The organism is Pseudomonas sp. B20(2017) (genome assembly GCF_002113125.1).
Taxonomy (GTDB): domain Bacteria; phylum Pseudomonadota; class Gammaproteobacteria; order Pseudomonadales; family Pseudomonadaceae; genus Aquipseudomonas.
The window spans coordinates 309,216-321,681 of sequence record NZ_NEJP01000005.1 but is presented as its reverse complement, the minus strand read 5'-3'; the positions used below and the strand labels follow the sequence as shown (position 1 = coordinate 321,681).

At 60.6% G+C, this 12,466-nt stretch carries 10 protein-coding genes, 1 tRNA gene and 1 pseudogene; 6 read left to right on the top strand and 6 right to left on the bottom strand.

All coding sequences use genetic code 11. The features are described 5' to 3' along the window. Window positions 1-100: 100 nt before the first annotated feature. The 4 genes and pseudogenes from CAF63_RS29220 to CAF63_RS10060 form a co-directional block, all read left to right on the top strand. Window positions 101-829: pseudogene (locus CAF63_RS29220) on the top strand (PAS domain-containing protein); the annotation flags it as partial. A gap of 156 nt (window positions 830-985) precedes the next feature. Beyond that, window positions 986-1,417, top strand: coding sequence for a methyl-accepting chemotaxis protein (locus tag CAF63_RS29215; RefSeq protein WP_256574502.1), 432 nt, complete (start codon window positions 986-988; stop codon window positions 1,415-1,417). A gap of 87 nt (window positions 1,418-1,504) precedes the next feature. Further along, window positions 1,505-2,104, top strand: coding sequence for a flavin reductase family protein (locus tag CAF63_RS10065; protein ID WP_085684833.1), 600 nt, complete (start codon window positions 1,505-1,507; stop codon window positions 2,102-2,104). Between the two features lie 74 nt (window positions 2,105-2,178). Continuing rightward, a complete protein-coding gene (locus CAF63_RS10060; protein ID WP_085684829.1) occupies window positions 2,179-2,811 on the top strand; it encodes a LysE family translocator in 633 nt (210 codons plus the stop codon). Between the two features lie 96 nt (window positions 2,812-2,907). Here CAF63_RS10060 and ggt read toward each other — a convergent pair whose 3' ends face one another. Beyond that, window positions 2,908-4,740 carry a gamma-glutamyltransferase gene (gene ggt, locus CAF63_RS10055; RefSeq protein WP_085684827.1) on the bottom strand — a complete coding sequence of 611 codons (1,833 nt, stop codon included), beginning with the start codon at window positions 4,738-4,740 and terminating at the stop codon, window positions 2,908-2,910. Between the two features lie 155 nt (window positions 4,741-4,895). On the opposite strand from ggt, the gene CAF63_RS10050 reads away from it, so the two are divergent. Further along, window positions 4,896-5,996 carry a M14 family metallopeptidase gene (locus CAF63_RS10050; protein ID WP_085684825.1) on the top strand — a complete coding sequence of 367 codons (1,101 nt, stop codon included), beginning with the start codon at window positions 4,896-4,898 and terminating at the stop codon, window positions 5,994-5,996. A gap of 84 nt (window positions 5,997-6,080) precedes the next feature. On the opposite strand, the gene CAF63_RS10045 is transcribed toward CAF63_RS10050, so the two are convergent. Both CAF63_RS10045 and CAF63_RS10040 read right to left on the bottom strand, forming a co-directional pair. Next, a tRNA-Met gene (locus CAF63_RS10045) sits at window positions 6,081-6,157 on the bottom strand. Between the two features lie 115 nt (window positions 6,158-6,272). After that, window positions 6,273-8,330 (bottom strand): methyl-accepting chemotaxis protein, encoded by a 2,058-nt coding sequence (locus CAF63_RS10040; RefSeq protein ID WP_085684823.1) that lies wholly within the window; start codon window positions 8,328-8,330, stop codon window positions 6,273-6,275. A gap of 333 nt (window positions 8,331-8,663) precedes the next feature. Here CAF63_RS10040 and CAF63_RS10035 point away from each other — a divergent pair, with 333 nt between their 5' ends. Continuing rightward, on the top strand, window positions 8,664-9,881 hold the full coding sequence (locus CAF63_RS10035; protein ID WP_085684821.1) for an MFS transporter: 1,218 nt from the start codon (window positions 8,664-8,666) through the stop codon (window positions 9,879-9,881). A 63-nt stretch (window positions 9,882-9,944) separates the two neighbouring features. Here the strand turns inward: CAF63_RS10035 and ychF are convergent, their stop codons facing one another. From ychF to CAF63_RS10020, 3 genes are all read right to left on the bottom strand, one after another. Beyond that, window positions 9,945-11,045 carry a redox-regulated ATPase YchF gene (gene ychF, locus CAF63_RS10030; protein ID WP_085684819.1) on the bottom strand — a complete coding sequence of 367 codons (1,101 nt, stop codon included), beginning with the start codon at window positions 11,043-11,045 and terminating at the stop codon, window positions 9,945-9,947. Window positions 11,046-11,067: 22 nt separating this feature from the next. Further along, a complete protein-coding gene (gene pth, locus CAF63_RS10025) occupies window positions 11,068-11,652 on the bottom strand; it encodes an aminoacyl-tRNA hydrolase (RefSeq protein WP_007951726.1) in 585 nt (194 codons plus the stop codon). Between the two features lie 171 nt (window positions 11,653-11,823). Next, complete coding sequence (locus tag CAF63_RS10020; protein WP_085684817.1) at window positions 11,824-12,426, bottom strand: 50S ribosomal protein L25/general stress protein Ctc; 603 nt, start codon at window positions 12,424-12,426, stop codon at window positions 11,824-11,826. Between the last annotated feature and the right edge of the window lie 40 nt (window positions 12,427-12,466).

The following is a 12,466-nucleotide window of genomic DNA, read 5'->3' as shown; positions in this document are numbered from 1 at the left end:
ATTTTTGTAGGACAAGCCTCAAGCGCTCTTCAGAAAAGATTTCCAAGGCCGATGGTTAGGCTGCATACCCGCTATCCATCCAGTCCATCGGTGCTTTCCCATGTTCAACAAACGCCTGAAGCAAGAGCTGGCGGCTCTTCGTGAAGAACTCTCCAGCCTTCTGCAAGTGAAGGAAAGCCTGGAAAGCGAGATGCTGGTGCTCACCCTTGAGCCCGACGGACGGATTCAGTCGGTCAACCAGAATTTCCTCAGTGAAATGTTCTACAAGAGCCAGGACCTGATCGGCCGAGCGATCGAAGACATCGTGCCGGCCCATGTGAAGTCCGACGATTTTCATCATCGCTTCAAGGCCGCTTTGACCCGTGGCGAGCATTTCGCCGGCGCTGTGCGTCTTTCCCGCGGTAATGGCGAAGAGGCGTGGTTGCGTTCGATCGCCCAGCCGATTCGTTCATCGGATGGCCGGATCAAGCATTTCTCGATTTTCTCCAGCGACCTGACCCGCACCATCGAGGCCTCCCGCGAACACGAGAACCTGATCGGCGCGCTGGTACGTTCGACCGCCGTGATCGAGTTCGACCTCAGCGGAAATGTGCTGACTGCCAACGACCGGTTCCTCCAGGGCATGGGTTACAGCCTGGCGCAGATCAAGGGCAAACATCACCGCCAGTTCTGTGAGCCGGAGGAGTACAACAGCGCCGAGTACCAGAACTTCTGGCGTCGCCTGAACAACGGCGAATTCGTCGCCGGCCGTTTCAAGCGGGTCGACAGCCATGGTCGGACGGTCTGGCTGGAGGCGTCCTACAACCCGGTGCTCGACGCCAACGAAAAACTCTACAAAGTGGTGAAGTTCGCCACGGTGATCACCGATCAGGTCAATCAGGAACAGGCCGTTGCCGACGCTGCCAACATCGCCTACAGCACGTCCCTGCAAACCGACAGCACCGCTCAGCGCGGCACCCGTGTGGTGACTGAAGCGGTCAACGTGATGCGCGATCTGTCGAAGCACATGCAGACTGCGGGCGAAGGCATCGAGGCGCTGAACGAGCAATCCCAGGTGATCGGCACCATCGTCAAGACCATCAGCGGCATTGCCGAACAGACCAACTTGCTGGCGCTCAACGCCGCCATCGAAGCCGCTCGCGCCGGTGAGCAGGGCCGAGGCTTTGCGGTGGTGGCCGACGAAGTGCGGCAACTGGCTTCGCGCACCAGCCAGGCGACCGAAGAAATCGTCGGTGTGGTGCGCCAGAACCAGGACATGGCGCGCAACGCCGTGGCCCTGATGACTGACGGCAAGCAACAGGCCGAACAAGGGCTGGCGCTGGCGGCAGAGGCGGGTACGGTGATCGTCGAGATCCAGGACGGCGCGCAGAAAGTGGTGAACGCGGTCGGCCAGTTCGCCAATCAGTTATCCAGCTGATGCCTGACAGGCGAAGGGATTGCCCACGGCAATCCCTTCGTTGTTTTCATCCCGCTACAATCGGCTCTTTTTCCCGGAGCAGATCCCATGAGCGAGTCCTTCCGTCGCCCGGTTCCCCTGAACAAAGCCTACCGCCTGCTCAATCACGGGCCGACCGTGCTGGTCAGCGCAGCCCATGACGGGCAGCGCAACATCATGGCTGCTGCGTGGGCCATGCCGCTGGATTTCGAACCGCCGAAAGTCGCGGTGGTCCTCGACAAATCCACCTGGACCCGGCAACTGCTCGAGGCGTCGGGCACTTTCGTTCTCAACGTGCCGTGCGTGAATCAGGCTGACATCGTGCAGACCGTCGGCTCGACCTCGGGCCTGGAAATCAATCGCGATCAAGGGCAGGACAAGTTTCAGGCTTATGGCCTGCCGACCTTCGCTGCTGAGCAGGTTGATGCGCCAATGCTCGACGGTTGTGTCGCCTGGCTCGAATGCCGGTTGCTGCCGGAGCCGCGCAATCATGAACAGTACGATCTGTTCCTGGCCGAGGTGATCGCGGCGCAGGCTGACTCGCGGGTGTTCAGCGATGGACGCTGGCACTTCGAAGGGCATGACGGCTTGCGCACGCTGCATCACGTGGCCGGCGGGCATTTCCTGACGATTGGCGATCCGGTGGATGGCAAGACGCTTTCGGTTTGAGCGCCGCTTGATGACAAGTCATTGCTGGATGTTGCAAGGTAAGGGTCTTTTCTAAACCGTCAGGCGCGTGCTCCATGGACCTTTCCTTTTCCGGTTATCTTGCTCCGTTGCTGTCGCTGGCGTTGTTGTGGACGGTTGCCGTGGTGACGCCCGGGCCAAACTTTTTCAATATCGCGCAACTGGCTGTCAGCCGTTCCCGACGTCATGGCGTGGTGGCGGCGCTCGGGGTGGCCAGCGGCACGGTGTTGTGGGGGCTGGCCGGCGGACTGGGCATCCAGTCGCTGTTCAGTGCAGCACCGGCGCTTTATCTTAGTTTCAAGATTGTCGGTGGTTGCTACCTGATTTATCTGGGCCTCAAGCAGTTCAGGCGCAAGACCCCTGTCACGCAAGGAACCCCGGACGCCCCGGAGCAAACGTTGCTCGGTGCCTATGGGCGAGGATTTCTGGGCAACATGACCAACCCCAAATCGGCGCTGTTCGTGGCGACGATCTTCGCCACCGCCATGCCGGCCCACGTCCCCCCGATGCTGCTGGCGCTGGCGGTCCTGACCATGGCCACGCTGTCCTTCAGCTGGTATTGCAGTGTGGCGTTGTTCTTCGCCAGCCGACGCATTGCCGGCGTTTATGAACGCTCACGCAAATGGCTGGATCGGCTGGCGGGTGGTTGCTATCTGTTGTTTGGTGCGAATCTGGTGGCTAATCGCTGATGACGAACCGCGCTGCAACCGAGCTTTTCTACCTCCAAGGACCTACAAAAAAGGCTTGCCTCTCGGTAAGCCTTTTTCAGTTGGCTGGTAGGGAATTCAATCCCCCAACGCTACCCCTTCACGCCGAGGATCCGCCCCACCCGACAGCGTTGCCTTCCCCTGAGCATCCTTGACCCGCACGATGGCCTGGGTGCCGCTGGTCATGTCGATTTCGTTGACGGTGTGGCCCTTGTCCTTGAGCGCCTGGATCAGCGTCGGGCTGAACTGGCCCTGTTCCAGTTCAGTGGGGCCGTTGCGGCTGCCGAAGTTGGGCAGGCTGATGGCGCTTTGCGGGTCGAGGTTCCAGTCGAGCAGGCCGACGGTGGTTTTGGCTACGTATTCGATGATCTGCGAGCCGCCGGGAGAGCCGACGGTGGCGACGAACTCGCCGCTGTTGCGGTCGAAGATCAGGGTCGGTGCCATTGATGAGCGCGGTCGTTTGCCGGGCTCTACGCGGTTGGCGACTTTCTGTCCGTTCTCTTCGGGAATGAACGAGAAGTCGGTCATCTGGTTGTTGAGCAAAAAGCCCTGAACCATCAGGTGCGAGCCGAACGCTGCTTCGATGGTGGTGGTCATCGACACGGCACCACCGAAATCATCCACGGCCACCACTTGTGAGGTGGAAATGCGCAGCGGTGAGCGATCCGGCGCGTAGGCGACCTGCACGCCCGGCGGTGTGCCGGGTTTAGCGCTGCCCATGCTGCGTTCGCCGATCAGGCTGGCGCGGCTGGCCAGGTAACCCGGATCGACCAGGCCTTTGACCGGCACCGGCACGAAGTCGGTATCGGCCACGTATTGCGCGCGGTCGGCGTAGGCCAGGCGCTCGGCTTCGGCGATCAGGTGCACGGCTTGCGGGGCAGGTTCGATGCCGGCGGGCTTATCGGTCTTCACAGGTTTGAGCGGCGTCAGGGACAGGCGCGGATCGCGGGTTTCCAGGGCCTGCAAGGTGCCGAGAATCTGCGCCACCGCAATCCCGCCCGATGATGGCGGCGGCATGCCGCAAACCTGCCAGCGCTTGTAGTCGGTGCACAGGGGCGCGCGCTCCTTGGCCTGATAGTGCTGAAGGTCGTTCAGCGACAGGCTGCCGGGGTTGGTGTGGCCCTGAACCTTGGCCACGATCTCTTCGGCGATTGCGCCTTTGTACAGCGCGTCCGCACCTTCATTGGCGATGCGTTTGAGCACGGCGGCCAGCGCCGGGTTTTGCAAGCGAGTGCCGACGGCTTTGACGCTGCCGTCGCTGTTCAGAAAATAGCTGGCCATGTCTGGCGAGTGGCGAATCACCGGATCGGATTCCAGCAGCGAATGCAGGCGAGGCGAGATTGCGAACCCTTGCTCGGCGAGTTTGATCGCCGGCTCGAACAACGTCGCCCACGGCAAGCGGCCGTGCTTTTTGTGCGCCAGCTCCAGCGCGCGCATCACGCCCGGTGTGCCGACAGAGCGTCCACCGATCTGCGCCTGCGGGAACGGCATCGGTTTGCCGTCGGCCTGTAGAAACAGCTTCTCGGTCGCGCCGGCCGGTGCGGTTTCGCGACCGTCGTAGGTGCGCACCTGTTTGCCATCCCACAGCACGATCATCGCGCCACCACCGATCCCGGAGGACTGCGGCTCGACCAGGGTCAACACGGCTTGCATCGCAATGGCCGCGTCGATGGCCGATCCACCTTTACGCAACATCTCGCGACCGGCTTCGGCTGCCAGCGGATTGGCAGCGGCGGCCATGTGTTTCTCGGCGTGGCTGGCTTGCAGGCCGGTGCGATAGCCGGAGGCGGCTTCCGGCGCCAGCGGCAGGGTCGAGGAGGGCGGGGCGTTGCAGGCCGTGAGGGCGATGGCGCTGATGATCAGCGTCAGGGCGGGCAGGCGAAAACGGTTCAGGGGCAGGGCTGGAAACACGCGGGGCTCTCCGTCCGTGGGATAAAAGTCTGACGGACTGTATCGACCGACCGTGTACGACGCAAACCGCAGGTATTTTTGTCCTTCATGCCTTGGCGGATTTTCTGTAGGGTCATGGGCAAACGTGAAGCCAGAACAATCAACAAGAGGTCGCCATGCACAACGAGTTTCCGACCCGGCCCAGCTATCGCGAACAGCGCGAGCGCTTTCTAGCCGCCGCGAAGGTGGCGGGTGCCACGCTCTCTTCGTACGCGCACCCGCTCAATGGGCCGTTTGGCGAGTCTTTGAGTACCGATGTCGCGGTGCTGGGGAATCCAGCGGCCAAGCGGCGCCTGGTGGCGCTCAGCGGCACCCACGGAGTTGAGGGCTATTACGGTTCGGAGTGCCAGATCGACTGGCTCAAGCATTTCACGCCGGAGTCGCTGCCGAAGGATGTCGCGGTGGTGATGATTCACCTGATCAACCCGTGGGGCACGGCATGGCTGCGGCGGGTCAACGAAGACAACATCGACCTCAACCGCAATCATCTGGATTTCAACCGACCGCTTCCGGATAACCGCGCTTACGCGGCGCTCCATGAAATTTACGCCTGTACCGATTTGAACGGCCCCGAGCGACAAAAGGCTGATGCCTTGCTCGATGCGCAAATTGCCGAGCACGGCTGGCCGGCGGTGATGTCGATTGTCGAGGGCGGGCAGCACAGTCATCCCGACGGATTGTTCTTTGGCGGACTCGCGCCGAGCTGGTCGAATCGCACGTTGCATTCAATCATCGGGAATCATCTGGCCGGTGCTGAAGCCGTGATGTGTTTCGACCTGCACACCGGCGCCGGCGAGTACGGCCATCCGATGCTGCTGACGATTACCCAGGCGCCGTATCCAGCGCTGGCCAAGGCGCAATCGATTTACGGTCCGTGGCTCTACACGCTGCACACCGGTGCCGAAACCCTGAGTGAAACCGGCGTTGCGGCAACCGCCACCGGTTACACCTCGCAGGCACTGCTCAATGCGCTGCCGACTGTGCAACTGATGCCGTTCGTGATCGAGTGCGGGACTTATCCGGGGCCGGACGTGCATCGTTACCTGCGCGATGATCACTGGCTGCATCTGCATGGCGATCCGCTGGATGCGACGGGGCGCGAGATCAAATTGAATTTGCTGGAGCAGTTCTATCCCGCCGACCCGGACTGGCGGGCGATGGTCGGGTTACGCACGCGGCAGATCTGGGCGAAAGGGCTGGCGGCACTGGCCGGATAAAAGAAAATGCCGGCTGACGATGGCCGGCACTTTTCTCGAGGCATAAAAAAACGGCCTACCTTTCGGTAAGCCGTTTTTAGTACTTGGTGGCTACACAGGGACTTGAACCCCGGACCCCAGCATTATGAATGCTATGCTCTAACCAACTGAGCTATGTAGCCAAGTGGCGCGCATTATTCCCCTGAAATGGAAAAGCGTCAAGCGTAAATTCAAAATATTTCTTCTTATTTTCAACCGCTTATCCTCCCGCACCGAAAATCGGGGCGGGAGGGGCTTTCAATGCAGCTGAAATCTTCCGGTGTTGGTACTCAAGGCATGGCTGCCCTGGCTCAAGGTGTCCGCCGCGAGGTTCACGGCCCGCGCGCCTTCGAGCAGGCGAACCGCCGCCTGATCCACCTGCTGGATATTGCCGCTGACCTCATCGGCGGTGCTGGCCTGTTCTTCGACCGCCGTGGCGATCTGGGCGAGGGTGTCGGTGACGCTCTGCACGGCGCTGGCGATTTCTCCCAGGCGTTCGCCAAGTCCCGTGACCGCTTCCGCGTCCGATTGCGCCTGGCCGCACGCAGCCTCCATCAGGCTCACGGCTTCATTGACCGTGTTGCGCAGGCTGTCGACCGTGCCGGCGATCTGCGCCGTGGACGATTGCGTACGTTGCGACAGGCTGCGCACCTCGTCGGCCACCACGGCAAAACCACGACCTTGTTCTCCGGCGCGAGCTGCTTCGATAGCGGCGTTGAGTGCGAGCAGGTTGGTCTGCTCGGCGACGCCACGAATAGTGTCGACCACCAATTGAATCTGCTGCCCTTGCTCGCTGACCCGGCCGAGCGCTGCTGCGGTTTCGTTCAGGCGCTGATTGAGCTGTTGAATGCTCGCCGTGGTCCGTTGACTGTCGCGGCTGCTGTCGGCAGCGATGCGCCGGGTTTGCTGGGCACTGCCGGAAGCCTGTTCACAACTCTGCGCCACACCTTGAGACGTCGCAGCCAGTTGCGTGGCCGCTGCGGCGATCTGGCTGATCTGCAATTGCTGCGCTTCGACTTCGCTGAGAGCGCCGCTGGAGTGATCGTTGAGGCTGCGCACGGCGTTGCTCAATTGCGAAGTCTCGTGATCGACACCGAGCAGACTGGTGCGCAATTGCACCACGGCCACGTTGAGTGCGGTGCTGATCGACGCCAGTTCATCACGGCCCACGACAGGCACTTGCAGGCTCAGATTGCCGTCGCGCAAGGCCTCGGCCAGCAGCGTGATGCCGCTGGCGCTGCGGCGGATCGAGGCTTGCAGGCAGATGAACAAGTACAGCGCCGCCAGCAACAGGAAACCGAAGACCGCCGCGACAAGAATGAACTGACGAATCGCCGATCCGTGGTAGTCATCCAGCCGCTGATCCAGCGACACCAGCGATTGCTGGCGCAGCGTGGCGAGGTTGCCGAGCAGGGCGTCGAGGCTGCGCTCGAATTCTTCAGGCTTGAGATTGATGCTGCCGCCGAACACGCCGTCATCCAGCACTTTCAAACCGGCATCCAGCTGTTTGAGGCTGTCGTGATACTGCCCGGCCCAGCCTTGCAGGGCCGGCGGCAGACGCGCTTCGAGCAAGCTCGCGGTTTTCACTAGTTGTTCGCGGGCATCGCCGATGCGGCTGCGCAGGTCGCGCAGTTGCAGACGGCTTTGCAGGGTGAACTGGCCGGACACCACGGACGCCTGACCCACAGCTGCCAGTCGGCCGACACGCTCGATCAGATCTGGCGCGTGCTGGGTGGAAATTTGCGTCAGCAGATAGGTTTCCAGCCACGGCGCGAGGATCAGGCGGTTGTCCATCGCGATCTGCTCGCGCAAGGCTTGTAGGGCGCTGAGGGCGTTGGTGAAACGGTCGTAACCGTCCGGCCACCAACCAACACCGGAAAGGCTTTTCGAGTCCAGACCATTGAGCGCGGCTTGCAGGGCCTGATAGCGGGTCAGGGTTTCGCCTTCCGCGCCTTCGGCTTGCAAGGCATTGCCCAGATCCAGCGTGGCTTGGGCGAGAGCAGGTTGTACGCCATCGAACGCAGCCATCGCCGCAAGGGTTGCAGGCGTCGGCTGACGGTTGGTTTCCGTGGCGCGCCAGCGGGCGGCGCGGTCGCGTTGGGCGGCGAGCAGGTTGTCGAGTGCATCGAGGGCGAGCAATTGCCGCACACCGGCGCGCTCGCCGGCGATCAGATTGAGTTTGTCGCGATAATCCTGGCCGATCATCAACAGGCTGCCGGCCAAAGGCAGGATAAACAGTAGAAACAACAACTGGAATTTACGCGCGAAGCCAAACCGCCCCAGCAATCCGATCCCCGGTGATAAAAAAGCCTGCATGCCTCATGACTCCTCTGGACACCACGCACCATCGGCGTGCATCGCGGTCGTTGCGACCGGGATTGGTGCCCTGCTAAAAGGCCTCGAAAGTTCACTCTCGCCCGCTCTGTAGGCTGGCTCTGTAGCGAAACTTCCCATTCTCGATGCCCTTTGTAAGGGCGCCGCGTTCAAGCGGATAAGCAAGGCAAGATTCAGACCATGGCGTTGCGCTATCACTTCAGTGACGACGAATGAATAGTTCGTTAGCTGGCTAAGGGGATGGCGCTGGCGCACCGAAAAATGGCACATTGACGCACCTGCCCGCGTGCACCCATCTGCAGTCCGGAAACTCCCATGGCTATCAGCAACGTTCAGACCGCCGCTGCCCCGGCGTCCGCTTCTCCTCAAAGCAGTCCACTGGTGATGCGCATCATCGGCGCGGTGGCGCTGGCGCATTTGATCAATGACCTGATCCAGTCAGTGCTGCCGTCGATCTATCCGATGCTCAAGGCCAATTATGGCTTGAGCTTCACACAGGTCGGCCTGATTACCCTGACCTTCCAGTTGACCGCTTCGCTGTTGCAGCCGTGGGTCGGTTATCACACCGACCGGCATCCGAAACCGTGGCTCTTGCCGGCGGGTTCGGTGTGTACGCTGATCGGGATTGTGATGATGTCGATGGTCGGCAGTTTCCCGTTGATTCTGCTGGCGGCGGCGCTGATTGGCATTGGCTCTTCGACCTTTCATCCTGAAGCTTCTCGTATCGCGCGGCTGGCATCGGGTGGGCGTTTCGGTCTGGCGCAATCGACGTTCCAGGTCGGCGGTAACGCCGGTTCGGCATTCGGTCCGTTACTGGCGGCGGCGATCATCATTCCCTTTGGGCAAGGCAACGTGGCGTGGTTCGGCCTGTTCGCGGTGTTTGCGCTGTTCGTCCTCTATCGCATCAGCCGCTGGTACGCCCATCACCTGAACCTTTTCAAGCTCAAGACCGGCCAGGCCGCCACTCATGGACTGTCGAAGGGCAGGGTGATCAGTGCATTGGTGGTACTCGGATTGCTGGTGTTCTCCAAGTACTTCTACATGGCCAGCCTGACCAGTTACTTCACCTTCTACCTGATCGAGAAGTTCGACCTGTCGGTGGCAAGTTCCCAGCTGCATCTGTTCCTGTTCCTCGGCGCGGTGGCGGCGGGCACATTCTTCGGCGGGCCGATTGGCGACAAGATCGGGCGTAAGGCGGTGATCTGGTTCTCGATCCTTGGCGTGGCTCCATTCACCCTGTTGATGCCGCATGTCGACCTGTTCTGGACCAGCGTTCTGAGCGTGGTAATCGGCTTCATTCTCGCGTCGGCGTTTTCGGCGATCGTGGTGTATGCGCAGGAACTGGTGCCGGGCAATGTCGGGATGATTGCCGGGGTGTTCTTCGGGCTGATGTTCGGTTTTGGCGGGATTGGCGCGGCGTTGCTCGGTCATCTGGCGGACATTCACGGCATCGAATACGTGTACTTCCTGTGCTCGTTCCTGCCGCTGTTCGGGGTGCTGGCGATCTTCCTGCCAAGAACCAAAAAGGTCTGACGGGCTGAATTTCAGGCATAAAAAAGCCGCGTATCAAACGCGGCTTTTCCTTGGGTGCAGCTTTTACACGTTGAAGCGGAAGTGCATCACGTCACCGTCCTTGACGATGTAGTCCTTGCCTTCCAGACGCCATTTACCGGCTTCCTTGGTGCCCGCTTCGCCCTTGTACTGGATGAAGTCGTTGTAGGCGATCACTTCGGCGCGGATGAAGCCTTTCTCGAAGTCGGTGTGGATCACGCCAGCGGCTTGCGGGGCGGTGGCACCGACGCGGACGGTCCAGGCGCGGACCTCTTCGACACCGGCGGTGAAGTAGGTCTGCAGGTGCAGCATTTCGTAGCCGGCGCGGATCACGCGGTTCAGGCCTGGCTCTTCCAGGCCCAGGGCCTCGAGGAACATGTCTTTCTCTTCGCCGTCGTCCAGCTCGGCGATTTCCGCTTCGATCTTGTTGCAGACCGGAACGACCATGGCGCCTTCTTCTTCGGCGATGGCCTTGACCACGTCCAGGTGCGGGTTGTTCTCGAAACCGTCTTCAGCGACGTTGGCAATGTACATGACCGGCTTGGTGGTCAGCAGGTGAAAGCCCTTGATGATCGCCTTTTCCTCGGCGCTCATGTTCTTCATCAGGCTGCGTGCAGGCTTGCCTTCGGTGAAGTGCGGGATCAATTGCTCAAGCAGGGCCTTCTGGGCCACCGCATCCTTGTCACCACCCTTGGCGTTGCGTGCGACCTTCTGCAGTTGCTTCTCGCAGCTGTCGAGGTCGGCGAAGATCAGTTCCAGGTCGATGATTTCGATGTCGCGCTTCGGGTCGACGCTGTTGGAAACGTGAATCACGTTTTCGTCTTCGAAGCAGCGCACGACGTGAGCGATGGCGTCGGTTTCGCGGATGTTGGCCAGGAACTTGTTGCCCAGGCCTTCACCTTTCGACGCGCCTGCCACCAGGCCTGCGATGTCGACGAATTCCATGGTGGTCGGCAGGATGCGCTTTGGATTGACGATTTCCGCCAGAGCATTCAGGCGTGGGTCCGGCATCGGCACGATGCCGCTGTTCGGCTCGATGGTGCAGAAGGGGAAGTTCTCGGCCGCGATCCCGGATTTGGTCAGGGCGTTGAACAGGGTGGACTTGCCGACGTTAGGCAGGCCGACGATGCCGCAATTGAATCCCATGGTGTTTCCCCTCGGATTAGAGTCAGGCCTTCTGGCTGTGCAGGTTTTTCATCGCGCGGTTCCATTCACCGGCGAGGATATCCGGCAGCACGCCGAGGGCAAAGTCGATGCTGGCATCGAGTTTTTCCTGTTCGGCGCGTGGCGCACGACCCAGGACGAAATTTGAAACCATACTGGCGACGCCCGGGTGGCCGATGCCAAGCCGCAGGCGGTGGAACGTATTCTGATTGCCCAATTGCGCAATGATGTCGCGCAACCCGTTGTGACCGCCATGGCCGCCGCCAACCTTGAGTTTGGCGACGCCCGGAGGCAGATCGAGTTCGTCGTGTGCCACCAGAATTTCTTCAGGCTTGATGCGGAAGAAACCGGCGAGTGCCGCCACGGCCTGGCCGCTGCGGTTCATATAGGTGGTGGGAATCAGCAGACGAACGTCCTGACCCTGATGCGAAAAACGCCCGGTCAGGCCGAAATACTTGCGATCGGCCACGAGATTCACGTTCTGTGCGTGGGCGATGCGCTCAACAAAAAGGGCCCCTGCGTTATGCCGGGTCTGCTCGTATTCAGCGCCTGGATTTCCCAGGCCAACGATCAGTTTGATGGCAGTCACGATAGGGGCCCTTCCTTTGAGTGGTGGATAACATCGCCGCAATCCGTGAAGGCGGCGAAAGTGGACGAAAAATGCTCATTTACCATGGATGTAAACTCCGCGTTCCCGCCCGCTTTCTCGCTACGTTCCAGCCCGCGATGTTACCTGCTCACTCAGGCATGACAGAGTGAATTACTCTGCTGCGCCTTCTTCGGTAGCTTCTGGAGCAACACGTGGAGCGTGGACGTTGGCAACAGCCTTGTCATCGCCGTGTGCCAGAGCAACGAACTCAACGCCTTTAGGAGCCTTGATGTCCGACAGGTGAACGATGGTGCCGATTTCAGCGTCAGCCAGATCGACTTCGATGAACTCAGGCAGATCTTTTGGCAGGCAGGAAACTTCGATCTCGGCAATAACGTGCGAGATTTCGCCGCCTTTCTTCACTGGAGCAGCTTCGTTGATGAAGTGCACAGGAACGATAGCGGTCAGTTTCTGGCCAGCTACAACGCGTACGAAGTCAGCGTGCATCACGTGGCCTTTGGCCGGGTGACGCTGCAGAGCCTTGATGATCACGTTTTGCTTGGTGCCACCAACGTTCAGTTCGATAACGTGGCTGTAGGCAGCTTCGTTTTCGAGCAGTTTGGCAACTTCTTTGGCCAGCATGCTGATGGATTCAGGGGCTTTGTCGCCACCGTAAACAACAGCTGGAACCAGGTTGGCGAGACGACGCAGGCGGCGGCTCGCACCTTTCCCCAGGTCGGAACGCAGTTCAGCATTCAAAGTAAAATCGTTCATTTTGTATCTCCAAAATAGCCATGACCGAGTGGCGTTTGCG

Excerpts from the sequence above, each read along its gene's own strand:
- CAF63_RS29215 (WP_256574502.1), top strand. The coding sequence starts at position 986 with ATGCGCGATCTGTCGAAGCACATGCAGACTGCGGGCGAAGGCATCGAG.
- CAF63_RS10065 (WP_085684833.1), top strand. The coding sequence starts at position 1,505 with ATGAGCGAGTCCTTCCGTCGCCCGGTTCCCCTGAACAAAGCCTACCGC.
- CAF63_RS10060 (WP_085684829.1), top strand. The coding sequence starts at position 2,179 with ATGGACCTTTCCTTTTCCGGTTATCTTGCTCCGTTGCTGTCGCTGGCG.
- CAF63_RS10050 (WP_085684825.1), top strand. The coding sequence starts at position 4,896 with ATGCACAACGAGTTTCCGACCCGGCCCAGCTATCGCGAACAGCGCGAG.
- CAF63_RS10040 (WP_085684823.1), bottom strand. The coding sequence starts at position 8,330 with ATGCAGGCTTTTTTATCACCGGGGATCGGATTGCTGGGGCGGTTTGGC.
- CAF63_RS10035 (WP_085684821.1), top strand. The coding sequence starts at position 8,664 with ATGGCTATCAGCAACGTTCAGACCGCCGCTGCCCCGGCGTCCGCTTCT.
- ychF (WP_085684819.1), bottom strand. The coding sequence starts at position 11,045 with ATGGGATTCAATTGCGGCATCGTCGGCCTGCCTAACGTCGGCAAGTCC.
- CAF63_RS10020 (WP_085684817.1), bottom strand. The coding sequence starts at position 12,426 with ATGAACGATTTTACTTTGAATGCTGAACTGCGTTCCGACCTGGGGAAA.